The sequence below is a fragment of the Paramicrobacterium humi genome, from assembly GCF_900105715.1.
GTDB classification, from domain to species: Bacteria; Actinomycetota; Actinomycetes; order Actinomycetales; family Microbacteriaceae; genus Paramicrobacterium; species Paramicrobacterium humi.
Window position 1 is genome coordinate 1,751,527 of record NZ_FNRY01000001.1, and the last position, 23,743, is coordinate 1,775,269.

A 23,743-nucleotide genomic window follows, 5' to 3' on the forward strand; every position below is an offset into this window, starting at 1 on the left:
CTAGATCGCCGATGATTAGATTTACTCGCAAAATCAATATCTGCAGGGCAGTATTGCAGAGCAAGACAGGAGAGGTCAAGAGTCTGTGTCGACATCAATTCCCACCCTGCCGGCGAGGCCAGCGAGCCTTGACGGAGTGCTCGCCTATGCCTGGACGTGCGAAGAGTTCACAGCTACCGAGGCGATGGAGGCGACAGGGCTCACACGATCAACCACGATCGACGCCATGGACGCGCTCGCGAGGCTTGGTCTCCTGCGCGAACTGCCCAATGCCCGACAAGCAGGTGATTACCGCAAAGGCAGGCCCGCACGCCGATTCGCGCTGCGCGACGACGCCGCCGTGCTCGTGGGGGTCGATGCAGGCCAGACGCACGTCTCCGCCACCGTCACCGATCTCCGATCCCGGCCACTGACCACGCGGCGAGCGACGTTGGGAGCAGAACATGACGAGGGTACGAGACGCGCTGCACTCGCCCTCGAGCTTGTCGACGAAGCGCTCAGTGCCGCAGGACGAGCGCGCTCCGACGTCCTCGCGATCTGCGCCGGCGTGGCCGCGCCGGTAAACGCTGAGGGACGCTCGCCCCGACACCCCACCGGATTCTGGGAGCGAATGAACCCCGGCCTCATCGATGCGCTCGCCTGGGCACCAATCGCGCGAGTTGAAAACGATGCCTCGCTCGCCGCAGTCGCCGAGGGGGCCTTTGGCTCGGCAGTGGGATGTCGCAACTACATCGCATTGCTAGCGGGCGCCCGGCTCGGGGCAGGCGTCGTCGTGGACGGAAACCTGCTTCACGGTGCACACGGGGGTGTTGGCGAGATGGTGGCCTTCGAGCACGTCGATGGCGTCGGCACAGCGGACGGTCTCGGCGCACGAGCGGCCAGCTGGGCGGCCGACGTGGTGGCTCACGGCACAGCGGCGGAGGGTAGCGCTCTCGCTGCGATCCCGCTTAATCACCTCGATGGGCGTGCGGTTCTCGAGCTCGCCGCTCAGGGTGACGACGACGCCCACCGCATCGTGGAACGCATGGGAAGCGTGCTTGCGCGGATCGTGAGCGTCCTGGGGAGCATGTTCGACCCGCAGCGCGTCGTCGTCTCGGGCGCGATCTCTGCCGGCGTCAACGAAGTCGTGACCGCCGCCGGCCAGGCTCTGCCGACGGACCTCGACCTTCCCGCACCCGAACTGGTCGTATCATCGCTGGGAGCCGACATCGTCGTGACCGGTGCGATCGCCGCTGCCGCGGCGGACGCACGTGAGCGGGTTCTCGATGTCTGGATGACCGACCTGGGAACGTGACGTCTGTTCGGGCGGTGCAACGTCACGAGCGCACACGAGAGCCAGAGGACGTTGCCGCCTGATGCGCCGCGACTCGCGGCATCCGTCAGCGCTTGAGCGCGTCGCCCCACTTCACGCGCGAGCCCATCTTCAGCAGCGAGTTCTCGTAGATGCGCGAGCCGAGCATGACCACGAGAGCGGCGGATGCTGCGAGCACGACGAGCGACAGGATCGGCTCCCACCACTGGGCCGTGCCGAGGAACAGCCGCATCGGCATCCCGACGGGCGCCGAGAACGGCACGTAGGACATGATCGTGAGCACGAGTGGGTTGTCGTGGAAGAAGATCACGAGGAAGTACGGGATCATCACGAGCATCGTCACGGGAGTGGTCGTCGAGCCGATGTCCTCCTGGCGCGAGACCATCGAGCCGGTCGCGGCGAACATCGCAGCGAGCAGCACGAAGCCGATCGCGAAGAACGCGACGAACCACACGATGGGCGTGCCGAGACCGAGCAGAAGCTCGTTCTGCCCGATGACCGTAAGGCCGATGATCGAGAGCACGGCGAGGGCGGCGATCTGCGCGAACGCGAGAATCGAGTTGCCGATCACCTTCCCGGCGAGCAGCGCGCGCACCGAGATGGCCGACATGAGGATCTCGACGACGCGCGTCTGCTTCTCTTCCACGACGCTCTGCGCGATCACCTGCCCGAACGTCATCGCCGACATGAAGAACACGAGTCCGAAGCCGAGCGCGACGAAGTACACGATGAGGGGGTTCTCGGCGTTCTCGTCGAGAAGCGTGACGGTCGGTGAGATGCTGAACTGCGTGAGAAGGCTCGTGGGAACGTCGGTCTCGCCGATGAGGCGCACGCCGACCGGCGAGTCGTCGGGAACGACCGCGGCATCGACGGTGCCGTCGCTCACGAGCTTCTCGGCCTCGTCGACGGTAGCGACTTCCGTCACGTCGTAGCCGGGCACGTCCTCGAACAGGGCGGCGCTCGAGCCGACCGCGGCCACGGGCGTGTCGCTCTGGTGCTTGGCCACGAGACCGCCGACGACGAGGGCTCCGATCATGACGACGAAGAGGATGATCGTCGAGATCACGAACGCCTTGCTGCGCAAGCGCGCCATGATCTCGCGCTGGGCGACGAGCCAGATGCTCTGCCCGAAACCGGGGGAGGCGGGAACGGTGCTCACGCGATGACCTCCTTGAAGATCTGGGCGAGGGACGGCTGCTGAGGGGAGAACGACGAAACGGCGCCCTCGGCGACGGCGCGCTGAAGCACGCGCTGCGCCGTGAGCTCGTCGTCCACGTCGAACACGGCGTAGCCGCCATCGAACTCGAGCACCTGCACGCCGGGCTCGCTGCGCAACCAGCCGGCGTCTCCCGAGAACAGCAGTTCGTAGCGCTTCGTCGAGTGCTGCTCGCGCAGCGCCTCACGTGAGCCCTTTGCGCGGATCTCGCCGCCCGCAATGATCACGAGGTCGTCGCACAAGCGCTCGACGATGTCGAGCTGATGGCTCGAGAACAGCACAGGGATGCCGCTCAGCGCGCGCTCCTTGAGCACGCCGACGACGGTCTCGACGGCGAGCGGATCGAGGCCCGAGAACGGTTCGTCGAGAATGAGCGTCGTTGGCTCGTGGACGAGTGCCGCCGCGATCTGCGCGCGCTGCTGGTTGCCGAGTGACAGGTCCTCGATCGGATCGTTGGCGCGTTCGCCGAGCCCGAGCTGCTCGATGAGCTCCTCGGCGTTGTGCTTGGCGCGGGCGACGCTGAAGCCGTGCAGTCGGGCGAGGTAGACGAGCTGCTCCTCGACCTTCATCTTCGGGTAGAGGCCACGCTCCTCGGGCATGTAGCCGAACGCGCGGCGGTCGGCGGCGGTGAGCGCGCTGCCGTCGAGAGTGACCTCCCCGGCGTCCGCCGTGAGCAGGCCGAGGATGATGCGCATCGTCGTCGTCTTGCCGGCGCCGTTGCCGCCGACGAAGCCCGTCATGCGGCCCGGCGATACGGTGAAGGCGACGTCGTTCAGCACTTGGCGAGTGCCGAAGTGCTTGGTGACGCCCTGGATCTCGAGCACGGGCTGTCCTTTCGTCGATCTGCATCAACGCTATGCCGCCGCCGCCCTCGCCGGCATCCGCCGTGAGGCGGGTTTCGGCACTATCCTCGCGGGGGATCGCACCCCGCACGGTACGCGCGTACGCCTCTGTCGCGGGAATCGAAACCCCTAGCGTGCGCGCGAATTCTGAGTAGCGTGGGGCTGAACGGCTGAGTGGCGGCGCTTCGCGGCGCCCCGACGAAAGGAGTTCGAATGCCGACGGTGAGCGATTTCGTGATAAGGCGAATCCGAGAATGGGGCGTCAGTCGCGTGTTCGGCTTCCCCGGCGATGGCATCGGCGAGTTCGACGGCGCCCTCGGCAAGGCCCAGCGCGACGAAGACGGCCTCGATTACGTTCGCCCGACGCACGAGGAGATCTGTGCGCTCATGGCGACGGCGCATGCGAAGTTCACGGGTGAAGTGGGCGTGTGCATCGCGACGTCGAGCCCCGGCGGCTTTCATATGCTCAACGGGCTCTATGACGCGAAGATGGACAACCAGCCCGTCGTCGCGATCGTCGGGCAGCAGGGGCTCAACGCGCTCGGCACTTCGAACCAGCAGGCGAGTCATCTGGAGCGCACGTTCTCGGATGTCGCCGTGTACGTGCAGACCGTGCTGTCGCCGGAGCAGGCGCAAGCCGTCGTCGACACCGCGTTCCGCACGGCGCGCATCAAGCTCGGGCCCGCCGTCATCATCCTGCCGCACGACGTGCAGGGCATGGAATTCAGTCCGCTCACACCCGAGAACTGGGTGTCGCGGTCAAGCGCGGTCGCTCCGTCAACGGCGATCTGCCCGCCGGAGGACGACATCAAGCGCGCGGCGAGCATCATCAACGCCGGGAAGAAGGTCACCTTCCTCGTCGGACACGGCGCGAACGGTGCGACAGACGAAGTGCTCGAGGCCGCGAAGAAGGCCGGCGCGGGCATCATCACGGCCCTGCGCGGCAAGCAGGTCGTCCCCGCCGACGTGCCGTTCCACAGCCAGCAGCTGGGTCTGCTCGGCTCCCTGCCGAGCTACAACCAGATGAAGGACTGCGACACTCTCGTCATGCTCGGCACGAACTATCCGTACGGTCAGTTCCTGCCGAAGAGCGGGCAGGCGCGCGCGATCCAGGTCGACCTCAAGCCCGAGCAGATGGGACTGCGCTACCCGACGGAGCTGAACCTCTGGGGCGACGTCAAGACGACGCTCGACGCGCTCATCCCGCACCTCGAGGCGAAGACCGACCTCGCGTGGCAGGACAAGGTCGCCAACGAGATGGTCGAGTGGGAGAACGAGATGGAGGCGCAGGCGACGCTCACGTTCGACGACGGCGTCAATCCCCGCCGGGTCTTCTTCGAGCTCAACAAGCGGCTGCCCGCGACGGCGATCGTCACGGCGGATGCCGGCACGACGGCCGACTGGTACGGCCACCACATCCGACTGCAGCGCGGCATGCTCGGGGACCTGTCGGGACGCCTCGCGACGATGCTCGCGGCGATGCCGTATGCGACCTCCGCCAAATTCGCCCACTCGGAGCGACCGGTGATCTGCACGATCGGCGACGGCGCGTTCCAGATGCTCGGCATGAACGAGCTCATCACGGTGAAGAAGTACATGAAGCAGTGGCAGAACCCGCAGCTGATCATCGTGGTGCTGCACAACAACGATCTCGAGCAGGTGTCGTGGGAGATGCGCACCGAAGACGCGAACCCGGTCTGGAGCACGTCGCAAGACGTCGAGTCGATCGACTATGCGGGCTGGGCGGAGCTGCTCGGCTTCACGGGAATCCGCGTGCGCACCGACGACGAGGTGCCTGCCGCGTGGGATCGCGCGTTCGCGACCCAGGGCGTCACCCTCATCGACGCCTACACGAGCCGAAACGTTCCGCCGCTTCCGCCGCACATCACGCTCGAGTTCGCCGAGAACACGGGAGAGGCGCTGTTGAAGCACGACCCGCACACCGTCGAGGTGATCAAGGACACGGCGAAGGCGGTCGTGACCGAGGGTGTCGAGCGCGTCAAGGGGAAGCTGCACATCGGCGACGACGACAAACGCGAGTCGTGAACCCGGTGGGGAACGGATGCCGCCCGCTCACGCGACGCGGAAGGCCGCGGCATCCGATTCCTTGAGGGTGAGCCCGTTTCCCGGCGCGTCCGGGTCAGGGGTCACGCTCCCACCCGAGGGATCGAGAGTGCCGTCGAAGAACATGCTCTCGATGCGCACATGGTCGTGGAACCATTCGAGGTGCCGCACGTTGGGCACCGCGGCCGCGACGTGCGCGTGCGCGTGCGGCGCGCAGTGGCCCGATACCTCGAGATTGACGGATGCCGCGACGGCGGCGCCTCGCAGCCACTCGCTGATGCCGCCGCACCGGGTCGCGTCCAGTTGCATGCAGTCGACGGCGCCGCCGGCGCACATGCGCTGCACGTACGCGAGGTCGTAGGCGTACTCGCCGGCGGCGACGTCGGCCGTGACGGCATCCCGCACCTCGCGCAAGCCCGCGAGGTCGTCCGAGGAGACCGGCTCTTCGAACCAGTGCACGTCCTCGTCGGCACACGCCGCCATCACTCTGATCGCCTGCTTGCGACCGTAACCGCCGTTCGCATCGACGAACAGCTCGGCGTCCGCGCCGATGTCGCGTCGCGCCTGGCGGATGCGCTCGAGGTCGCGGGGCACGTTCGTTCCCCAGGACTCGCCGATCTTGATCTTCACGCGGGGGATGCCCTGCTCATGCACCCAGCCCGTGAGCTGGGCGCTCAGCTGATCGGCCGAGTACGTCGTGAAGCCGCCGCTGCCGTACACCGCGACCTCGTCGCGCACGCCGCCGAGCAGCCGGAACAGCGGGAGGCCCACCAGCCGCGCCTTCAGGTCCCAGAGGGCGAGGTCGACGGCGGAGATGGCGCAGCCGGCGATGCCCTGCCGTCCGCTGTTGCGCACGGCCTTGGCCATGGCGTCGAAGCGCCCGGTGACGTCGAGCGCCGACGCGCCCTCCACGAGCGGGGCGAGAGTCTCGGCGATGACCGACGCGCACGCGGACGCCCCGTACGTCCAGCCGAGTCCCGTCGTTGTTCCGGAGCGAGCCTCCACGAGCACCATCGTCGTCGACGACCAGGCGATCGTCCCGTCCCCTTCGGGAGCGTCGGTCGGCACCGTGTACACGCGCGTGCGCACCTCGTCGATGCGCGGATCCGGGAGCGTCATGCTGCCGCCGTCCGGGTGCGGCCGAGAAGCCGGTCGGCGGCGCGCGCGGCGATCGCCATGATCGTGAGCGCCGGATTGGCGCTGCCTTGTGTGGGCAGCACGCTGCCGTCGGTGACGAGGAGGTTGGGAACGGCGAAGCTCACGCAATCGCCGTCGACGACGCCCTCCTTCTCGTTCGCGGCCATGCGGGCCCCGCCGACGAGGTGCGCGGAGCGCGTGATCGTGATGACGCGCTTCGCGCCCGCCGCCGTCAGGATGTCCTCCATGACGCTCTGGGCGGCCTTCAGCAGCTGCCGGTCGTTGTCGCAGTGCGAGTAGTCGAAGCGTGCGACGGGCAGCCCGTAGCGATCCTTCTCGTCGGCGAGCGTGACCCGGTTGTCGGGCTGCGGCAGGAACTCGCAGAGGGCGCCAAGGCACGCCCAGTGCACGTAGTCGCTCATGTACTGGCGAAGCCGTGCGCCCCAGTGCCCCTGTGCCATGACGTGCTCGGCCCACGTGATCGGCAGCGGTGACACCGTCTGCACCGAGAAGCCGCGCTTGTAGGGCTTCGTCGGGTCGGTCTCGTAGAACTGCTCTGTGCTCACTTCGGGCGGCGGGCCCTTCCACATGCGCACTTCCTCGTCGAACCGTCCGGCCGTCTGCGGCGCTCCCTGCACCATGAGGTAGCGGCCGACCTGGTCGAAGTCGTTGCACAGGCCGTCGGGGAACCGGGCGGACGCCGAGTTGAGCAGCAGGCGCGGCGTCTCGATCGAGTACCCCGCGATCGCGACCATGCGCGCCTTCTGAAAGCGCTCCCGGCCGCGGTTGAGGTAGTGAACGCCCGTCGCCAGTCCTGTCCGCTCATCGATGCCGACGCGCGTCACCATCGACTCGGCGCGGATCTCGGCGCCGTGCGCGAGCGCGTCGGGGATGTGGGTGATGAGCGGCGACGCCTTCGCGTTCACCTTGCAGCCCTGCAGGCAGAAGCCGCGGTAGATGCAGTGCGGCCGGTGCCCGAAGCGACCGTTCGAGATCGCGACGGGGCCCACTTTCGCTGTGACGCCGATCGCGTCGGCCCCGCGCTGGAACAGCTCGCCGTTGCCCGACACGGGGTGCGGCCGGTGCGGGTAGGAGTGCGGGTCGCCCCACGGCCAGTCTTCGCCGGCGACGGGAAGCTCGCCTTCGATGTCGCCGTAGTACGGTCGCAAGTCGTCGTAGGCGAGCGGCCAGTCCGCGCCGACACCGTCGTTCGAGCGCGTGCGGAAGTCGCTCGGATGAAACCGGGGCGTGTAGCCCGCGTAGTGCACCATCGAGCCGCCCACGCCGCGCCCGGAGTTGTTCGAGCCGAGGGGAACGGGGTCCGTGCCGCCGATCACGCGGGACTCGCCCCAATAGAGGTGGTGAGAGCCGGCCTCGTCGCTCACCCAGTCGGTCTCGGGCTGCCAGAACGGCCCGGCGTCCATCGCGACGACTTTCCAGCCGGCGCGCGCCATCCGCTGCAGCAGCGTCGAGCCTCCGGCGCCGCAGCCGACGATCACGAGGTCGACTTCGTCATCGTCATCGAACGTGCGCATGTTCTCGCGCAGCCCCGGCTCGATCGTTGCGCCGTCCGGAGTGAGGAGCCACGCTGACTCGTTGCGGTCTTGCACGCGCGTCATGCGTCATCATCTCCCGGGCCGAGTCCGGGATTGTGATCGCGCACCTCGAAGCCCTCGAGCCGGTCGACGCCGAGATTCTTGTATCCGCGCGGGTATGCCGGCCCGTCAAAGCCGATCTCGTTCCACGCGCTGGGGTGCGAGTAGAACGCCGTGCACGCGTAGCGGGTCCAGAGGGACCACACGCGCGACGCGGGGTAGCCGTGCCAGTCCGCTTCCTCGAGGCCGTTGATGTCGCTGAGGATCTCGGCCTGCTGATCCCACTCGCAGTGCCCGAACCGGCCCCCGAAGCGGGAGCGCGCTTCATCGTCGAGCGCGGCGAGCGTGGTTCGCCACGCCTCGGAGTCCGGCGGAAGATCGGCGTAGTGCCAGCCGTCGGTCTGCGACTCCGCGAGGCGCGTGTCGACGAGCTGGAACACGGGCACGCGCGGGTCCTCCCGCTGGTCGAGCAGCTGGTCGAACAGGGCGCGCGCGGTCAGCTCCTCGTCGGGCGAGAAGAACCGCGGGTCGGGCAGCCGGCCGAGGCGTGCCCCGACGACCGCTTGCGTGGCCTGGTCCCAGTGGTCGGCGTGCGCGATGACATCGAAACCGGGGAAGCGTCCGCTTCCGCTCTTCGGGTCGAGGGGCAGCGTCATTTCTCGCGCCTCAGAACGGCGGCGAGCACGCCCATCCCGCCCACGAGCGTCACGAGGAGCGGGGCGAGAAGCGGCGGACCCATCTCGAGGTTGTAGCGCAGGTTCCGCCAGCCGCCGGGCTTCTGCCCGACGCCGCGGGCGTGCAGCCACACGCCCTGGAGCCCGTTCGCGATGATCGTCGCCGACGCGAGCGGAAGCACCGTCTTCGCCAGGCGTCGGTTCAGCACGCCGGCGACGCCGGCTGCCGCGCCGACGGGGCCGAGCACGATGGGCGCCCACATCCACTTGTTCCCGAAGCTCGCCTTGTCGTGCTCGAAGTAGATCTCCGCCGCGGTGACGACGGCTCCCGCCGCGGTGAGGCCCGAGAGACTTCGCTCGAATCGCCCCGTCTCCACGTTCCGCACGAGCCGATCGATCCCGTGCACCGCAGTTTCCGCCGGACGCCGTCGTGACATGGAGCCTCCTCGTTCACCGTCGACCTCCAGCATGCGCCCCCACTCTCGGGCATGCAAGGGGTTGGGCGTCAGGCGGGTGCGGGACTATCGTTCGGCTCCGTGGCCGCGACTGCGAGAATGGTGCTGTGTGGTTTCGCAGGAGCGCTCGCCCGACATTGACAAGGACGACGGATGCCGCGGGCACGCCGTTCGGCATCGGCGTCCCCGTTCACGTCGTCGACGACGGCACGGGCTTCTCGGGGAGCCGACGGGACTCATCGTGGGTCTCGGTTCGGCGCTGCCGCACCGCGGGATCACCGAGCAGCGGTTCCAGGGCCGTGTGTGGACCGTCGTGTTCGACGAGCCCCAGATGATGCGGGACGGCCGCGGCCCGTTCGAGCGCGCCGAGATCTCGGAGGAGTCGCTCGTCGCCGCTCCGCCGCTCGACGCATAGCGACGGTTCAGCCGCCGGGGACGACGACGCCGTTCTCGTAGGCGAAGACCACCGCCTGGATGCGGTCGCGCACGCCGAGCTTCTGCAGGATCTTCGAGACGTGCGACTTGACCGTCGCCTCGCCCACGTAGAGCCGCCTCGCGATCTCGGTGTTCGAGAGTCCCTGCGCGACCAGGTGCAGCACTTCGCGCTCGCGCTCCGTGAGCTCGTCGAGTGCGGCCGACCGCTCGAGGTTGCGCTCCGCGGCCGGGGCCGCAGCGCCGCCGGCGAAGCGCTCGATCACACGGCGTGTCACGACGGGGGAGAGCAGGGCGTTGCCCGCCGCGATCGTGTGCACCGCCTCGACGAGCTGCTCTGGTGACGAGTTCTTCAGCAGGAAGCCGCTCGCGCCCGCCGAGAGCGCCTCGAAGAGGTAGTCGTCGCGGTCGAAAGTCGTGAGCATGATGACGGCGGCATCCGATTCAGCGGTGATCGCGCGCGTCGCCGCGAGCCCGTCGAGCACGGGCATCTGCACGTCCATGCAGATGACGTCGGGGCGCAGCTGCCGCGCCCGCTCGATCGCCTCCTGACCGTTCGCGGCCTCGCCGATCACATCGACGTCGGGCTGTGCGTCGAGGATGATGCGGAAGCCGGCGCGCACGAGCTCTTGGTCGTCGACGAGAAGTACGCGGGTGGTCATGCTCGGGCTCCGGTCGGCTCGGCCCTCTCGGGCAGCGGGATGCGGGCGCGCACGAGGTATCCGCCTCGCGAGCGCGGTCCCATCTCGATGGCGCCGCCGACCGCGGAGACGCGCTCGCGCATGCCGATCTGGCCGAGGCCGCCCTTCCGCGGCCTGCCCGGAACCGAGCCCGTGTTCGTCACCTCGAGCTCGACGTCTCCGTCGACGAAGCGGACGCGCACGTCGGCGCTCGCTCCGCTTCCCGCGTACTTGCGCGCGTTCGTGAGCGCTTCCTGCGCGATGCGGTACACGCTCACGGCGACGACTCCGGGGACATCGCGCGGCTCGCCGAGCACTTCGAGCGTCGTCGGCATCTTCGCCGCCGTCGACTCGTCGACGAGGCTCTGCAGCGCCGACAGATCGATCGTGCTCGCGCCGTGATCCGGGGTCTCCTGCTCGCCGTTCTCGCTCTCGCGGAGGGTGCCGACGAGGGCGTGCAGCTCGTCGATCGCGGCGCGCGCGTTCGACTCGACGTGCGCGAGGGCGCCGCGCGCGGCATCCGGATTCGACTCGAGAACCGTTCGCGCGGCGCCCGCCTGCACGCCCATGACCGAGACGTGGTGGGCGACGACGTCGTGCAGCTCCCGTGCGATGCGGACGCGCTCGAGCGCGACGGCCTGCGCAGCCGTGCGCTCCCGCTCCCGCTCAAGCTGTTCGCTGCGGTACTCGAGCTCGGCGCGCTGCCGAGCGGCGGCATACGTGTGGTTGCCGAAGTACACGGCGCCGCCGAAGTAGAGCAGGTTGGTGATGGTCTGGATGCTCCAAAAGGCGAGAAGCGCGGTCTGCGTCGCGAAGCCGGAGGTCTCGCGAACGCTCGGGTCCGTCGCGGTGTGGAAGATCGAGAACAGCAGCCACATGAACATGGCGCCGATCACCGCGCCGCGCACGAAGCGCCCGCGCACGCGGTCGGGCACCCACGCCCCAACGGTGTAAAGGGAGATGAACAGCACGATCTGGCTGAACACGAACTCGGCGGTTCCCGCCTCCATGCCGGCGATGTACGCAGCGGCGACGACGAGAGCCACGATCGAGGGCCAGCGCCGGCGCACCGAGATGGCGCCGCACAGCACGAGCGCCCAGATGATCGTCACCCACATGGGCGCGGGCTTCTGCATCGCTCCCGCGAGCTCGTGCAGCACGGCGCTCGGCACCATGCAGCAGAACAGCACGAGTCCGCCGATGAGGTCGCCGCGCAGCTGCCGCTCGGTCGCCGCGGGGCGTCGCCAGGCGGCATCCGTCGGGTCGATCAGGATGCTCATGCTTCAACGCTACCCAGTGCGCGGCGCGACGGGCATCCGCCCTCCGGCGGATTCGCGCGGCTCAGTCGCGGCCGGTGATTCCCGAGGTGGACTCGATCACGTCGCCCATCTTCTTCGACAGCGCCTCGTAGAACATCGACAGCGGGAACTCGTCGTCGAGAACCGCGTCGGTGAGCCCGCGCGGCGGGCCGAGCAGCACGTCGTCGTCGAGCCCGCGCGCCCACGCAGAGGCGGGATGCGGCTCCAGAACCGAGCGCACGAGCTCGTACGCGGCGAGCCAGTGCGCCGTCTTCGGCCGGTCGATCGAGCGCCAGTACAGCTCGTTGATCGCCTCGCCGAGCGCGACGACGACGTCGGGCACGTCGTCCCAGTCGATCGTGAGCTTCGTGTCGGTCCAGTGCAGAACGTCGTGCTGGTGCAGCCACGCGAACAGCAGCTGGCCGCCGAGACCGTCGTAGTTGCGCGTGCGGCTACCGGTGAGTGCGAAGCGGAAGATGCGGTCGAAGATCACGGCGTACTGCACGAGCTTGGCGTGCCGCAGCACCTCGGACTCGGCATCCGTCAACGGCTCGCCGTCACCGTGCGCGCGCGGCGTGAGCTCACGCTCGAGCCGCACGGACTCGCGGAACGCGGTCATGTCGCAGCGCATCTCCTCCAGCGAGTAGAGGAAAAACGGCATTCGCTGCTTGATCATGAACGGGTCGAACGGCAGGTCGCCGCGCATGTGGGTGCGGTCGTGAATGAGGTCCCACATCACGAACGTCTCCTCGGCGAGCGACTGGTCCTCGAGCAGCTCGCGGGCCTCGTCGGGCAGGTCGAGCTTCGTGATCTCGGCCGCCGCCGCGACCACGCGCCTGAACCGGGCGGCCTCACGATCCTGGAAGATCGCGCCCCACGTGAACGTCGGGATCTGCCGCATCGCGACCGTCTCAGGGAAGAGCACAGCCGAGTTCGTGTCGTAGCCCGAGGTGAAGTCGATGAACCGGATCGGCACGAACAGCTTGTTCGAGAAGTCGCTCGCCTCGAGCTCGCCGATGAACTCGGGCCACAGCACCTCGACGAGCACGGCCTCGACATGGCGGTCGCGGGAGCCGTTCTGCGTGTACATCGGGAAGACGATGAGGTGGCGGATGCCGTCCTCGCGGTTCCGCTCGGGCCGGAAGGCGACGAGGGCGTCGTGAAAGTCGGGGACGCCGAAGCCGCCCTCGCGCCAGCGCTCGAAATCGATGACGGCCGCGGCGAGGTACTCGCCGTCCCACGGGAAGTGCGCGGCCAGGGCCTCGATCGCGGCAGTGATGCGCGCGACGAGCGCCATGGCGGCCGGGTGGTCGGCGGCATCCGGGATCGAGCCATCAGCGACCTGCAGCTGCTGCAGCTGCTCGGCGGCCCGTTTGAGATCCCGCCACGCGGGATCGGCGACGAGCGTCTTTGTGGAGAGGACGGAAGCGGGGGCGGTGGATGCGGTCAACGCGACCTCCTTGTGGCGTGCGCGGGTGTGCTTCGAGGCTATGGCGAGAATCGCGGCACGTGGTGGCGAGTTCTGCAGCTCTTGTGCGTTTCCGCGGGGTGCCGGAAGGTTTGTTGCGTTTGGGAACACCACAGCGCACGAATTGCGGGGTGTGGACGTGAGGCTGGCCGTGAACGAACCTCGAGTGAGTGCACGTTCGTGCAGGACCAGGCGCGCAGGCGCTCTCCCGTGCGAGTGCGGAGTACTTTAACAAGGTTGACCACTGACGAGCGAGGATCCTTCCATGCGCATCGAGCTGAATCACGTCACCAAGGGGAAGAACGGCGAGATCCTGCCGGCGACGTCCCTGACCGTGCAGTCGGAGCACGCAACGTTTGTGCGTGCGGAGACCGAGCAGCGACCGACCGTGCTTGGCCTCATCGCCGCGGGGAGGATGAAGCCGACCTCGGGCACCGTCACGATCGACGGCGAGCCGTCGCCGCGGAAGCTTCGCGATGCGGTCGCTCTCGTCGACGCGCCGGAGATCAGCGAGCCCGCGCCCAACGTGCCGGTGTCGCGCGTCGTGAGCGAAGAGCTCATGTTCGCCGGCCTTCCCGCGCACCCGCTCGCGGCGCGGCGCGCGCTCGAGGAGCTGCACCTCACCGCTGTCGCTCGGCTCGACGTGGCGCAGCTCGCACCCACCGAACGTGTGCGCATGCTGCTCGAGCTCGCCTCTCGGCGGCCGGGCGTGCAAGCGATCGTGCTTGTCTCTCCCGACCGGCACGGCGGGGACCCCGCCGAGTGGTGGCGGGTGTGCCGCACGTTCGCGGCCCGCGGGTTCGGCGTGCTCGTGATCGCCGGATATTCCTCGGCCGCCGCCATCAACGCGATGCCGGGCGATGACGTGAGCGACACGGTCGCGGCGGACAGGGTGCCCCTGTTCGAGACGGGAGAACTGCAGTGAAGATCGTCTCGATGATTCGCGCCGAGTTCGCCCGGCTGACGGCGACGCGAATGGCGAAGCTCGCGCTGCTCGCCCTCATGATCGTGCCCCTGCTCTACGGCGGGCTCTACCTCTGGGCGAACCAGGACCCCTACGAGAACCTCGACCAGGTGCCCGTGGCCCTCGTCGTCGACGACGAGGGCGCCCAGGTGAACGGCGCGTACACGAACTACGGGGACGAGATCGCCGAGGAACTCCTCGACGACGGCACCTTCGGCTGGAGCCGGGTGAGCGCGAACTCCGCGCGCAACGGCGTCTCGAACGGCGACTTCGACTTCTCGGTCACGATCCCGGCCGACTTCTCCCAGGCGCTCGTCTCGTCGCAGGGCGACGAACCGCGTCAGGCCGAGGTGATCCTCACGACGAACGATGCGAACAGCTACCTCGCCTCCACGATCGGCGAGACGGCGATCAAGACCATCAAGGCGTCGATCGTGCAGAAGGTCAACGAGCAGGCCGCGGGCTACCTGCTCGACTCGATCGCTGAGATCCGCACCTCGCTCGTCACCGCCGTGGACGGCGCGAACCAGATCTACGACGGCGCGGCCGCGGCGCAGGACGGATCCAGCGACCTCGCGGACGGCACGGCGGAACTCGCCGAGGGAACCGCGACGCTTGCGAGCGGGCTCGGGGAACTCGAGTCGAAGACCGCCGGACTTCCCTCGCAGACGCGGCAGCTCGCGGACGGCGCCTCGCAGGTGTCAGCAGGGAACCAGAAGATCGCGGATGCCGCGGACGCCGTCGCGGCGGCATCCGACGATTTCACCTCCACCCTCCCGAGCGTGCGCGCCGACATCGAGAACCGACTGCGCGAGCAGGGCCTCGACGATGGGCAGATCGCTCGGGTGCTCGCCGCTCTCGATCCGCTCGGCGCGAAGGCGCAGCAGGTCAACAGCACCGTGCAATCGACGACGACGCAGATCGACCACTTGTCCGGCGGCGCCCGGCAGGTGGCGGACGGCGCGGACGCGCTCGCCGACGCGATGCCGGCGCTCACGAGCGCGATCAGCGACGCGGCCACGGGCGCCGCGACCCTCGATGACGGTGCTCACTCCGCCGCCGACGGCGCGGCGACGCTTCGGGACGGGCTCGCCTCGCTCGTGGATGGTGCTGGCCAGCTGCGTGACGGGCTGCAGGACGGGGTGGATCGCATTCCGGACTCGTCAAAGGACCTGCGCGACCAGCAGGCGAAGACCATCGCCGATCCGGTCGACGTGTCGACGGCCGCTGTGACGAAGGCCGGCACGTACGGCGCGGGCCTCGCCCCCTTCTTCGTGGCGCTCGCCGCGTGGATCGGCATCTACGCGCTGTTCCTCATCATCAAACCGGTGTCGAAGCGCGCGATCACCGCCATGCACACGCCCATCCGAACGACTCTCGCCGGGTGGCTGACGCCGGCGCTGCTTGGCGCGATCCAGATGGTGGCGCTGTACTTCATCGTCTCGGGTGCGCTCGGCTTCGGCGTGCATCAGCCGTGGGGCGCGTTCGGGATCATGGCGCTGTCCTCGATCACGTTCGCGGCGATCATCCTGGCGCTGAACGTGTGGTTCGGCAGCGTCGGGCAGTTCCTCGGGCTCGTGCTCATGGTCGTGCAACTCGTCACGGCGGGCGGCACGTTCCCTTGGCAGACGCTGCCGGAGCCGTTGCGGGCGCTGCACTTCGCGTTCCCGATGCCATACACGGTCGATGCATTGCGGCAGTTCATGTACGGCGGAAACTACGCTGCCGCCGGCCAGGACGCGATGGTGCTCGTCGCGTGGCTCGTCGGCGCCCTCGTTCTCACGGCGCTCGGGGTGTCGCGCATGACGCGATTCCGCACCATGCGCGACCTCGAGCCGAGCCTTATCGGCTAGGGTTCAGACTCCGACGGGCATGGCGTCAAGGCGGGCGCGAGCGAGCCGCTCGGCCGCCTCGAGTGTCGTGATGCCCTCCGCGTTCGCTTGAGCGAAGACCGCGCGCACGGTGTCGCCGATGTGGGCGACGCGCTGCTCGATCGCGGCGCGATCGGCGCCCGGCTGCGAAGCCATGTCGATGTAGATCACGCCTCCCGCGTTGACGATGAAATCGGGAGCCCAGAGGATGCCACGCGCGGCGAGCTGCTCGGCCCCGTCGTGTTGGGCGAGCTGGTTGTTCGCGGCCCCGACGACGGCGCGGCAGCGCAGTGCCGCGATCACCTCGGGACTCAGCGCGCCGCCGACGCCGCAGGGGATGAACAGGTCGGTCTCGAACTGGTGCTCGTCGCCCGGCTCGATCCAGCTCGCGCCGATCTCCTCGGCGAACTCGCGCCTGGCCGGGTTCACGTCCGTGACGATGAGACGGGCGCCCTCGGCGGCGAGGCGGCGGGCGAGACGTCCGCCGACCTGCCCGAGACCAGAGATGACGGCGCGGCGGGAATCGACGAGCGGGCTGCCGAACACCGTGTCGAGCGTCGCCGTGACAGCGGAGTACACGCCCGCCGCCGTCGCATCGCTCGGCTCGCCGACGCCGCCGCGATCGGCGGGGAGGCCGCACACGAAGTCGGTGCGCTCGGCGACTGTGGCCATGTCGTCGGCGGAGGTGCCGACGTCCTCGGCGGTGTAGTAGCTGCCGCCGAGGGTCTCGACGGCATCGCCGAGGTCGAGCATCGCGGCGCGCTTGCGCTCGGCATCCAGAACGGTGCCCTCGGGTACGTAGACGACGGACTTGCCGCCGCCGCGGGGAAGGCCAGCGGCCGCGTTCTTGAGCGTCATGCCCTCCGAGAGGCGGAGTGCATCGGCGAGGGCTTCACGCCAACTGCGATAGTGCCAGATGCGGGCGCCGCCGAGTGCAGGGCCAAGTCGAGTGGAATGGACGGCGACGCTGACGGTGAGTCCGGAGCGAGTTCCGCGGGTGATGAGGACCCGCTCATGCTCAAGCTCGTCGGAGCCGAAGGCGTCGGTGCTGTGGGGTGCGGACACGGTCGTGTGCGACGTGGGTGACAACATTGTCAATCTCCTTGTGGGCGATTTTCGCGGCCCCGAGTAAGGGCCTGCATACGACGTGGATGGTGTCGCATGCACTTCAAGTGTCGCGCACGAGTCCGCGAAAGGCCACCGTCAGCCGAGGTTCGCCTGACGTGCGGGGATCAAACGCTCTACACGAAAAGGTCGCCCGTTGGCTCGATGAGTGCGGGACTGACCATTACTGCTCAACCCACGTCCATGTAAGCGCGAGCGGCACGCATGACCTCGCGGGCTCGCCCCTCAGCTAGGACCTCGGCTGGGCTCTCATCGTCCAATTGTGGGTTCATGCCCATGAACCATGCGCGAACCACTGACGGCGAATCGCCGATCAGCATCAGTTCGACGATCTGAAGAGTGTCAATTATCCGACGCTGTTCATCGTTTCCGCTTGGACCCTGTCCCGCGGCCCAGCGCGAAACCGTCTTGACGTCGCGGCCTACGATCACGGCCACGAGCGCTTTACCGAGTGTGTCCACCAACGATTTCACGGCTGGTCCGAGATCCGCCTCAACGGCTCGCACATGTGCTTGCTGGCGCTTACGACGCGGAGCGGGCGTTGTTAGGGCACTCGCCATGTTGCTTCACCTTCTCCGCGCTCAGGGTACCTCTCTGACCGGAAAATGTCCGCAAAATGTCCGTACGGGACAACCGCGACTCGTGGTCCGAGAAGTACGCGACGTGGCATCGCGGAAGTAACGCTCAACCGAGCCGCTTCTGCACCTGCCGCTCGAAGACGCCGATGAGGGCGTCCGTCGCCTTGCCGAGAACGGCGAGGATGATGATCAAGAGGAAGATGCGGTCCACTCGGCCGTTGTTCTGCGAGTCGATGAGCCGGAAGCCGAGCCCCATCGACGAGGCGATGAGCTCCGCCGCCACGAGAAACAGCCAGGCCTGCGCGAGCGCGAGGCGCAGACCCGACACGACGGAAGGGATGATCGCCGGCAGCTGAACCGTCGTGAACAGCTTGAGACCCGTGTGCCCGAACGCCCGCGCAGCTTCGACAAGCTGTCGGTCGACATGTCGCAGGGCCGAGGCGACCGTCGTGTAGACGGGGAAGAACGCGCCGATCGCGACGAGTGTGATCTTCGAATCCTCGCCGATCTTCAGCCAGATCATGAGCAGCGGTATCCACGCGAGCGAGGGCACGGCCCGGATGGCACCGAGCGTCGGGGCGAGGAGGATATCGCCCAGCCGGGACAACCCGACGATCGCTCCGAGCAGAAGGCCGAGCGCCGCTCCGATGAGGAATCCGATGATCACGCGCTGCGCCGAGATCGCCACGTCCTGTGCGAGCCAGCCGCGCTCGGCCATGTCGAGGAGCGAATTCCACACCATTGCGGGCGACGGCAACTGTGAGACCGGGAACAGTTCGAGCGCCGAGACCAGCTGCCAGACGGTGAGGGCGATCACCGGGATGACGAGTCCGCCGACGATGACGAACCAGCGTCGGCCGAGAACGGCGCGAAGTCGCTCGCCCCTGAGGGCGGCGGGGCGCTCGCCCGCCGCCCTCTCGGGCGTCAGCAGCGTCGACATCAGTCCGCGATCGCTGAGGCGTCGGCCTTCTCGACGAAGCTCGGGTCGAGAAGCGTGTTGAGCGCGTCATCGACCTGCTCTTGCGAGTCGACATCGCCGATCTCCACGAGCACGGGGCCGATGACCGTGAGAACGTCGAGCTGCTTCTGACCAGGGACGGGATCGACGTCGAGGTTCGAGCGCTCCCTGATCACGGTCGTCGCGACGTCGAGGTCGAGTCCCGCGACGTCCGCGAGGATCTGCGCCGTCTCCTCGGGGTTCTCCGCGGCCCAGGCGCGAGCGTGCTCGTAGGCGTTGACGACGGTCTGCGCCACCTCCGGCTGCTCCTTCAGGAAGGACTCGGTGGCGTTGAGGAAGCCGTACGTGTTGAAGTCGAGGTTGCGGTAGATGAGCTTTGCGCCGTCCTTCTCCGCTCCGGCCATGATCGGGTCAAGTCCCGCCCAGGCGTCGACGGAGCCGCTCTGCAGCGCGCCCCAGCCGTCCGCGTGCTGCAGGTTCTCGATCGTCACATCCTCGGGCGAGAGCCCGTTCGCCTCGAGGGCCTGCAGCAGGAAGAAGTACGGGTCCGTCCCCTTCGTCGCGGCGCTCTTCTTTCCCTTGAGCTGCGACGCTTCGGTGATGTCGGAGTCGGGGCCGACGACAAGCGCCGACCATTCCGGCTGCGAATACAAGTCGATCGTCTTGATCGGCGAGCCGTTTGCGCGGGCGAGCAGCGCAGCGGAGCCGGCCGTCGAGCCGACGTCGATCGATTCAGTGCGCAGCGCCTCGTTGGCCTTGTTCGAGCCGGCAGACTGCACCCAGTTCACGGTGACGCCATCGTCCGCGAGGGCGTCTTCGAGCCAACCCTTCTCCTTGATGATGAGCGAGAGCGGGTTGTACGTCGCGAAGTCGATGTTGAGAGTGCCGCCGTCGGAGGCTTTCTCGTTGGCGCTCGATTCTCCGGCGGCGCAGCCGGAGAGGAGAAGAGCGGATGCTGCCAGGCCGGCGATCGCGGCTGCTGTGCGGATTCTGGACATAGTTGTTCCTTGCTTCGTGAGGGGTGTCGAAGGGATCAGCGGCCGGACTCGGTGACGCCGAGCCCGGAAAGCATTCGGCGGCGAAGCTCGCCGAGATCGAGAGAGCTGCGGTCCCGAGGGCGCTCGCCGGGGATGTCGAAGACTTCGAGCACGCGGGCGCCTTCAACGTGCTCGTCCCTGCCGAGAAGCACGACGCGGTCGGCGAGATGCAGAGCCTCGTCCACATCGTGGGTGACGAGAAGGATCGTGGTCGGCTCGGCCGCGTGCACCTCGAGCAGCAGCTGCTGCATCTGGAGGCGCGTGAGCGCGTCGAGGGCGCCGAACGGCTCGTCGAGCAGGAGGACACCGGGGTTGCGAGCGAGGGCACGGGCGAGCGAGGCGCGCTGTGCCATGCCGCCTGAGATCTCGCGCGGACGGTGACCGTGAAAGTCGCCAAGGCCGACGAGACCGATGAGCCGGTCGACTCGGGCGCGGCCAATCGCCTTCGGCGTGCGCGGCGGAAGGCCGAGGGCCACGTTGTCGGTGATGCTGCGCCAGGGCAGAAGGCGCGGCTCCTGGAAGCCGACGGCGGTGCGCGCGTCGAAGCGGGTGACGGGCCGACCATCGATCAGGGCACTGCCGTGCGTCGCGGAGTCGAGACCACCCGCGATGCGCAGGAGCGTGGACTTACCGCATCCGCTTGAACCGAGAATCGCAACGACTTCGCCCGGTCGGACGGCGAGGTCGATGTCGCGCAGTACCGTGTGAGGGGCGCCCTTCGCCGTGCGCGGCGGAAAGGTGCGGCCGAGTCCCGCGAACGACACGCTGAGGGCCGTTTCGCTGTGCCGCGATGCGACCGGACGGTCGGCGATCGTCGTGGACATGCTGCTCCCTGGGGCTCGATTTCCTCAACGCTACTGAGGGGTCGTCGACCGCGAAACGCTCGATGACACAGTGCGTAACAGAGCACGCCGAATCGGCTCGTGCAGCCTCTCAGAGACTGTGGCGCTCGAGCCAAGGCTCGAGACAGGCGAGGAAGGCGCCCGGGCGCTCGACCGTCGGAAGGCCCGCCGTGTCGTCGAGGCGGCAGGTGTCCGCGTGAGAGATCTGCTCGGCGAGGTACTCGAATTGCACGAGCGTCGGCGTCAGGTCGTGCTCCCCGACGACCACGAGAGCGGGCACGTCGATGTCGACGACGCGATCGAACGCGGGCGGCTCGAGGGGCCGCGGGATCGGGCTCTGCTCGATGCGCGCGATGTTGAATCGGTTGAGCTTGCGCGCCGCCTCGAGGAAGTCGGGGTCGATGTCGTCGGGGTCCCGGCCGGGGCCGACGGCCCACATGCGCACTTCCGTGTCCATGAGCACGGGCCAGTCCCTGTTCTGCCACGCTTCATCGAGGTCTTCGAACAGGGCTTCCTCCGCATCGGACAGCTCGACCTCGGGGAAGCCGCTGATGTTCGCGCCGACTGCGACGAGGCCGGCGAGGCGATCACCGTGCTCGACCGCGAGGTCGATGGCGATCTGGCCGCCGCGCGCGGCGCCGACGACGGTCGCCCTCTCGACGTCGAGCTGGTCGAGCAGCCGAAGCGCGTCGTCGCGGTTCGAGAATTCGATGTCCTCCGACTCGCTCTCACCGAAGCCGCGTGTATCGAAGCGCACGATGTGATGCGTGGAGGCGAGAGCGTCGATGATCGGGTCCCACATGCGCAGAGTCGCGATGCCCGCGTGGATGAGCAGAAGCGTCGGCCTCGACGCCTCTCCGTCCAATTCGTAGTAGAGCCGGCCGCCCGGCACGTCCGCGTGGGGCATGGTGCGAGCCTACGCCAGGCCGGAGCGCGTCGGTAGACCCCGTGCCAGGAGCGGCACGCGATTGCCAGTAGGCTCAAACGGTGGCAGGGGTACTGACGGGATTCGCGATCATCGGCATCGTCATCGCCGTCGGGTTCCTCGCCGGTCGCCTGCAGATCGGCGGACCGAACGCGGGACCGACGATTCAACACCTGGCGTTCTTCATCGCCAACCCCGCTCTGCTGTTCCACGTGCTCGCGAAGGCGGACATCGGGGTCGTGTTCTCGGCGTTCGTGTGGATCGCCCTCATCGCCGCGGTCTCCATGGCGCTCGTCTACGTGATCCTCAACCTGCTGGTCTGGCGCCGGCCGGTGGGCGAGACCACGATCGGCGCCCTCGGCTCCGGCTATGTCAACGCCAACAACATCGGCCTTCCCGTCGCCGTGTACGTGCTCGGTGACGCCCAGTTCGTCGCGCCTCTCCTCCTTCTGCAGCTCATCGTGTTGGCGCCGCTCGCGCTCGCCGTTCTCGACGTCTCCCAATCGGGAAAGGCCTCGCTTGGCGCGATCCTGACTCAGCCGCTGCGCAACCCCATGATCATCGCCTCGGTCGCGGGCGTGATCATCGCTGCGACGGGTGTCCAGCTTCCCGATGCTGTCTACGCGCCCTTCGAGCTCATCGGCGGCGCCTCCGTGCCCATGATGCTGCTCGCGTTCGGGATGTCGCTGTCGGGGCAGCGCCCCCTGCGAGCGGGCACCGGTCGGAGCCGGGTCTTCGTCGCTTCGGCGCTCAAGTCGATAGCGATGCCGCTCGTCGCGTTCGTCGTCGGCCGGTTCGTCTTCGGCCTCGACGGGCACGCGCTCTTCGCTGCGACGGCGCTCGCCGCGCTGCCCACGGCGCAGAACGTGTTCAACTACGCGGCGCGGTACGACACGGGGCAGGTTCTCGCTCGCGACACGATCCTTGTCACGACGGTCACCGCCATCCCCGTGCTGATCGTGATCGCCGCGACGCTCGCGTGATCAGAACGTGAGCCCGGGAACCGCGCCGATCATGAGGGCCATCCCGCCGCACCACGCCGCGAACGCGAGGAGGATCGTCGCAATCGCGACAACGAGGGCCCGCTGCGCTCGAATCATGCGCACGACGGACCAGATTGCTCCCGCGACGAGCAGCACGAACGGCACGATCATCGCGGCGAGCCAGCCGAGCGTGAACATCCCGAGCCGGCATGCGCCGTCGCACGAGGTCGTCAGCAGGATGCCGAACAGCGCGAGCAGGAACGTGACGCACAGCACAACCGCGCCGAGGCACAGCACGGTCACGGAGATGCCGACATCCCAGCCCCTGGACGAGCCCGACAGCCGGCGCGGACCCCGTTCTGCTGCGGTCGGCGCTGTCATGGCGCGAGCATAGCAACCGTCAGCCAAAGATCATCGGCATGTCGTCATCCTCGACGTCCGACTCGATCTCGACGACGACGGGAACGTGGTCACTTGGCGCATCGCCCTTGCGCTCATTGCGGTGGATGGCGGCATCCGTCACCCGATCGGCGAAGGCGTGCGAGCCGAGGATGAAATCGATGCGCAGGCCCTCGTTGCGGGGGAAGCGCAGGCGCTTGTAGTCCCAGAACGTGAAGCCCTCGGGCACGAGCGGTCGCACGACGTCCTGAAGGCCCGCCGCCTCGAGCGCCGCGAACGCCGCCCGCTCGGGAGGGGAGATGTGGGTGGAGACGCCCGGCGCGAACGAGGGGTCGCCGACGTCGGAATCGAGCGGCGCGATGTTGAAGTCGCCCATGAGCGCGAGCGCGAGGTCGGGTTGCGCCGCGAGCTGTCCGTTGACGGCGTCGCGCAGCTTCGCGAGCCAGTCCAGCTTGTAGAGATAGTGCGGGTCGTCGAGCGAGCGTCCGTTCGGTACGTACAGGCTGTACAGGCGCACATCGTCGACCGTGACGCCGAGCGCCCGCGCCTCGACCGGCAGGCCGGCGCCGTCGAGATCGTGCTCGATCACGGGCGGCTTGCCGAAACCGGGGATCTGCGGGAACCCCTTCTCGACGTCGCGCATCGGCAGACGGCTTGCGAAGGCGACGCCGTTCCACTGGTTGAGCCCGTGGATCTGCAGGTCGTAGCCCGCGTGCTCGAACGCCTCGACCGGGAACTGGTCGGGGCGGCACTTGATCTCCTGCATGCCGAGAACGTCGATGTCTTCGCGGACGAGCCAGTCGACGACCCGGCCGACTCGGGTGCGGATGGAGTTCACATTCCAGGTGGCGATGCGCATGCTCCAACGCTACCGGGCCGAGTTCAAAC

Annotated in this window: 23 protein-coding genes; 6 read left to right on the forward strand and 17 right to left on the reverse strand. The window is 68.2% G+C overall.

Annotated features, from left to right (window positions below; translation table 11 throughout):
* The first annotated feature begins 85 nt into the window (after positions 1–85).
* Positions 86–1,294: an ROK family protein gene (locus BLV49_RS08760; protein ID WP_091182742.1), complete on the forward strand. Its 1,209-nt coding sequence runs from the start codon at positions 86–88 to the stop codon at positions 1,292–1,294.
* An 85-nt stretch (positions 1,295–1,379) separates the two neighbouring features.
* Here BLV49_RS08760 and BLV49_RS08765 read toward each other — a convergent pair whose 3' ends face one another.
* Positions 1,380–2,471 (reverse strand): ABC transporter permease, encoded by a 1,092-nt coding sequence (locus BLV49_RS08765; protein WP_143034013.1) that lies wholly within the window; start codon positions 2,469–2,471, stop codon positions 1,380–1,382.
* Complete coding sequence (locus BLV49_RS08770; protein ID WP_091182746.1) at positions 2,468–3,352, reverse strand: ABC transporter ATP-binding protein; 885 nt, start codon at positions 3,350–3,352, stop codon at positions 2,468–2,470. Before BLV49_RS08770 ends, BLV49_RS08765 begins: the two co-directional genes overlap by 4 nt.
* Positions 3,353–3,583: 231 nt before the next feature.
* On the opposite strand from BLV49_RS08770, the gene BLV49_RS08775 reads away from it, so the two are divergent.
* The gene (locus tag BLV49_RS08775) at positions 3,584–5,416 is read left to right on the forward strand and encodes a thiamine pyrophosphate-requiring protein (protein WP_091182749.1); all 1,833 of its coding nucleotides are present in this window, start codon (positions 3,584–3,586) and stop codon (positions 5,414–5,416) included.
* A gap of 27 nt (positions 5,417–5,443) precedes the next feature.
* Here the strand turns inward: BLV49_RS08775 and BLV49_RS08780 are convergent, their stop codons facing one another.
* The 4 genes from BLV49_RS08780 to BLV49_RS08795 are packed head-to-tail and all read right to left on the reverse strand — an operon-like array spanning position 5,444 to position 9,277.
* Entirely contained in the window at positions 5,444–6,553 is a 1,110-nt protein-coding gene (locus BLV49_RS08780; RefSeq protein WP_091182752.1) for an enolase C-terminal domain-like protein, read from the reverse strand.
* Entirely contained in the window at positions 6,550–8,190 is a 1,641-nt protein-coding gene (locus tag BLV49_RS08785) for a GMC family oxidoreductase (protein ID WP_091182756.1), read from the reverse strand. Before BLV49_RS08785 ends, BLV49_RS08780 begins: the two co-directional genes overlap by 4 nt.
* Positions 8,187–8,822 carry a gluconate 2-dehydrogenase subunit 3 family protein gene (locus BLV49_RS08790; RefSeq protein WP_091182760.1) on the reverse strand — a complete coding sequence of 212 codons (636 nt, stop codon included), beginning with the start codon at positions 8,820–8,822 and terminating at the stop codon, positions 8,187–8,189. The genes BLV49_RS08785 and BLV49_RS08790 overlap by 4 nt, the downstream gene beginning before the upstream one ends.
* Positions 8,819–9,277, reverse strand: a complete 459-nt coding sequence (locus BLV49_RS08795) for a hypothetical protein (protein WP_091182764.1) — start codon at positions 9,275–9,277, stop codon at positions 8,819–8,821. Before BLV49_RS08795 ends, BLV49_RS08790 begins: the two co-directional genes overlap by 4 nt.
* A gap of 127 nt (positions 9,278–9,404) precedes the next feature.
* Here BLV49_RS08795 and BLV49_RS08800 point away from each other — a divergent pair, with 127 nt between their 5' ends.
* Positions 9,405–9,710, forward strand: coding sequence for a hypothetical protein (locus tag BLV49_RS08800; RefSeq protein ID WP_091182767.1), 306 nt, complete (start codon positions 9,405–9,407; stop codon positions 9,708–9,710).
* A 7-nt stretch (positions 9,711–9,717) separates the two neighbouring features.
* Here BLV49_RS08800 and BLV49_RS08805 read toward each other — a convergent pair whose 3' ends face one another.
* From BLV49_RS08805 to BLV49_RS08815, 3 genes are all read right to left on the reverse strand, one after another.
* Positions 9,718–10,389, reverse strand: coding sequence for a response regulator (locus tag BLV49_RS08805; RefSeq protein WP_091182770.1), 672 nt, complete (start codon positions 10,387–10,389; stop codon positions 9,718–9,720).
* Positions 10,386–11,687, reverse strand: a complete 1,302-nt coding sequence (locus BLV49_RS08810; protein WP_091182774.1) for a sensor histidine kinase — start codon at positions 11,685–11,687, stop codon at positions 10,386–10,388. The genes BLV49_RS08805 and BLV49_RS08810 overlap by 4 nt, the downstream gene beginning before the upstream one ends.
* A gap of 61 nt (positions 11,688–11,748) precedes the next feature.
* On the reverse strand, positions 11,749–13,155 hold the full coding sequence (locus BLV49_RS08815) for a DUF6421 family protein (protein ID WP_091182778.1): 1,407 nt from the start codon (positions 13,153–13,155) through the stop codon (positions 11,749–11,751).
* Positions 13,156–13,438: 283 nt separating this feature from the next.
* On the opposite strand from BLV49_RS08815, the gene BLV49_RS08820 reads away from it, so the two are divergent.
* Together BLV49_RS08820 and BLV49_RS08825 are read left to right on the forward strand one after the other, a co-directional pair.
* Positions 13,439–14,098 (forward strand): P-loop NTPase family protein, encoded by a 660-nt coding sequence (locus BLV49_RS08820; protein WP_091182782.1) that lies wholly within the window; start codon positions 13,439–13,441, stop codon positions 14,096–14,098.
* The gene (locus tag BLV49_RS08825; RefSeq protein ID WP_091182786.1) at positions 14,095–15,990 is read left to right on the forward strand and encodes a YhgE/Pip family protein; all 1,896 of its coding nucleotides are present in this window, start codon (positions 14,095–14,097) and stop codon (positions 15,988–15,990) included. The genes BLV49_RS08820 and BLV49_RS08825 overlap by 4 nt, the downstream gene beginning before the upstream one ends.
* Positions 15,991–15,993: 3 nt before the next feature.
* Here the strand turns inward: BLV49_RS08825 and BLV49_RS08830 are convergent, their stop codons facing one another.
* The 6 genes from BLV49_RS08830 to BLV49_RS08855 all read right to left on the reverse strand — a co-directional run bounded on the left by BLV49_RS08830 (position 15,994) and on the right by BLV49_RS08855 (position 21,455).
* On the reverse strand, positions 15,994–17,100 hold the full coding sequence (locus tag BLV49_RS08830) for a Glu/Leu/Phe/Val dehydrogenase family protein (protein ID WP_091182790.1): 1,107 nt from the start codon (positions 17,098–17,100) through the stop codon (positions 15,994–15,996).
* A 203-nt stretch (positions 17,101–17,303) separates the two neighbouring features.
* Positions 17,304–17,693 (reverse strand): XRE family transcriptional regulator, encoded by a 390-nt coding sequence (locus BLV49_RS08835; protein WP_143034014.1) that lies wholly within the window; start codon positions 17,691–17,693, stop codon positions 17,304–17,306.
* A gap of 124 nt (positions 17,694–17,817) precedes the next feature.
* Complete coding sequence (locus BLV49_RS08840) at positions 17,818–18,651, reverse strand: ABC transporter permease (protein ID WP_091182798.1); 834 nt, start codon at positions 18,649–18,651, stop codon at positions 17,818–17,820.
* Complete coding sequence (locus tag BLV49_RS08845; RefSeq protein WP_091182800.1) at positions 18,651–19,667, reverse strand: aliphatic sulfonate ABC transporter substrate-binding protein; 1,017 nt, start codon at positions 19,665–19,667, stop codon at positions 18,651–18,653. The genes BLV49_RS08840 and BLV49_RS08845 overlap by 1 nt, the downstream gene beginning before the upstream one ends.
* A 35-nt stretch (positions 19,668–19,702) precedes the next feature.
* Positions 19,703–20,530 carry an ABC transporter ATP-binding protein gene (locus BLV49_RS08850; RefSeq protein WP_091182805.1) on the reverse strand — a complete coding sequence of 276 codons (828 nt, stop codon included), beginning with the start codon at positions 20,528–20,530 and terminating at the stop codon, positions 19,703–19,705.
* 109 nt (positions 20,531–20,639) lie between these two features.
* The gene (locus BLV49_RS08855; RefSeq protein ID WP_091182808.1) at positions 20,640–21,455 is read right to left on the reverse strand and encodes an alpha/beta fold hydrolase; all 816 of its coding nucleotides are present in this window, start codon (positions 21,453–21,455) and stop codon (positions 20,640–20,642) included.
* 80 nt (positions 21,456–21,535) lie between these two features.
* Between BLV49_RS08855 and BLV49_RS08860 the strand changes: the two genes are divergently transcribed.
* The gene (locus BLV49_RS08860; protein WP_091182812.1) at positions 21,536–22,456 is read left to right on the forward strand and encodes an AEC family transporter; all 921 of its coding nucleotides are present in this window, start codon (positions 21,536–21,538) and stop codon (positions 22,454–22,456) included.
* Here the strand turns inward: BLV49_RS08860 and BLV49_RS08865 are convergent, their stop codons facing one another.
* Entirely contained in the window at positions 22,457–22,837 is a 381-nt protein-coding gene (locus tag BLV49_RS08865; RefSeq protein ID WP_143034015.1) for a hypothetical protein, read from the reverse strand.
* A 19-nt stretch (positions 22,838–22,856) separates the two neighbouring features.
* A complete protein-coding gene (locus BLV49_RS08870; RefSeq protein WP_091182819.1) occupies positions 22,857–23,714 on the reverse strand; it encodes an exodeoxyribonuclease III in 858 nt (285 codons plus the stop codon).
* Positions 23,715–23,743 lie beyond the last annotated feature (29 nt).

Coding starts and splice junctions, on each gene's coding strand:
- BLV49_RS08805 (WP_091182770.1), bottom strand. CDS start 10,389: ATGACCACCCGCGTACTTCTCGTCGACGACCAAGAGCTCGTGCGCGCC.
- BLV49_RS08830 (WP_091182790.1), bottom strand. CDS start 17,100: ATGTTGTCACCCACGTCGCACACGACCGTGTCCGCACCCCACAGCACC.
- BLV49_RS08850 (WP_091182805.1), bottom strand. CDS start 20,530: ATGTCCACGACGATCGCCGACCGTCCGGTCGCATCGCGGCACAGCGAA.
- BLV49_RS08775 (WP_091182749.1), top strand. CDS start 3,584: ATGCCGACGGTGAGCGATTTCGTGATAAGGCGAATCCGAGAATGGGGC.
- BLV49_RS08820 (WP_091182782.1), top strand. CDS start 13,439: ATGCGCATCGAGCTGAATCACGTCACCAAGGGGAAGAACGGCGAGATC.
- BLV49_RS08835 (WP_143034014.1), bottom strand. CDS start 17,693: ATGGCGAGTGCCCTAACAACGCCCGCTCCGCGTCGTAAGCGCCAGCAA.
- BLV49_RS08790 (WP_091182760.1), bottom strand. CDS start 8,822: ATGACGCTGCCCCTCGACCCGAAGAGCGGAAGCGGACGCTTCCCCGGT.
- BLV49_RS08795 (WP_091182764.1), bottom strand. CDS start 9,277: ATGTCACGACGGCGTCCGGCGGAAACTGCGGTGCACGGGATCGATCGG.
- BLV49_RS08840 (WP_091182798.1), bottom strand. CDS start 18,651: ATGTCGACGCTGCTGACGCCCGAGAGGGCGGCGGGCGAGCGCCCCGCC.
- BLV49_RS08865 (WP_143034015.1), bottom strand. CDS start 22,837: ATGACAGCGCCGACCGCAGCAGAACGGGGTCCGCGCCGGCTGTCGGGC.
- BLV49_RS08845 (WP_091182800.1), bottom strand. CDS start 19,667: ATGTCCAGAATCCGCACAGCAGCCGCGATCGCCGGCCTGGCAGCATCC.
- BLV49_RS08810 (WP_091182774.1), bottom strand. CDS start 11,687: ATGAGCATCCTGATCGACCCGACGGATGCCGCCTGGCGACGCCCCGCG.
- BLV49_RS08855 (WP_091182808.1), bottom strand. CDS start 21,455: ATGCCCCACGCGGACGTGCCGGGCGGCCGGCTCTACTACGAATTGGAC.
- BLV49_RS08785 (WP_091182756.1), bottom strand. CDS start 8,190: ATGACGCGCGTGCAAGACCGCAACGAGTCAGCGTGGCTCCTCACTCCG.
- BLV49_RS08870 (WP_091182819.1), bottom strand. CDS start 23,714: ATGCGCATCGCCACCTGGAATGTGAACTCCATCCGCACCCGAGTCGGC.
- BLV49_RS08780 (WP_091182752.1), bottom strand. CDS start 6,553: ATGACGCTCCCGGATCCGCGCATCGACGAGGTGCGCACGCGCGTGTAC.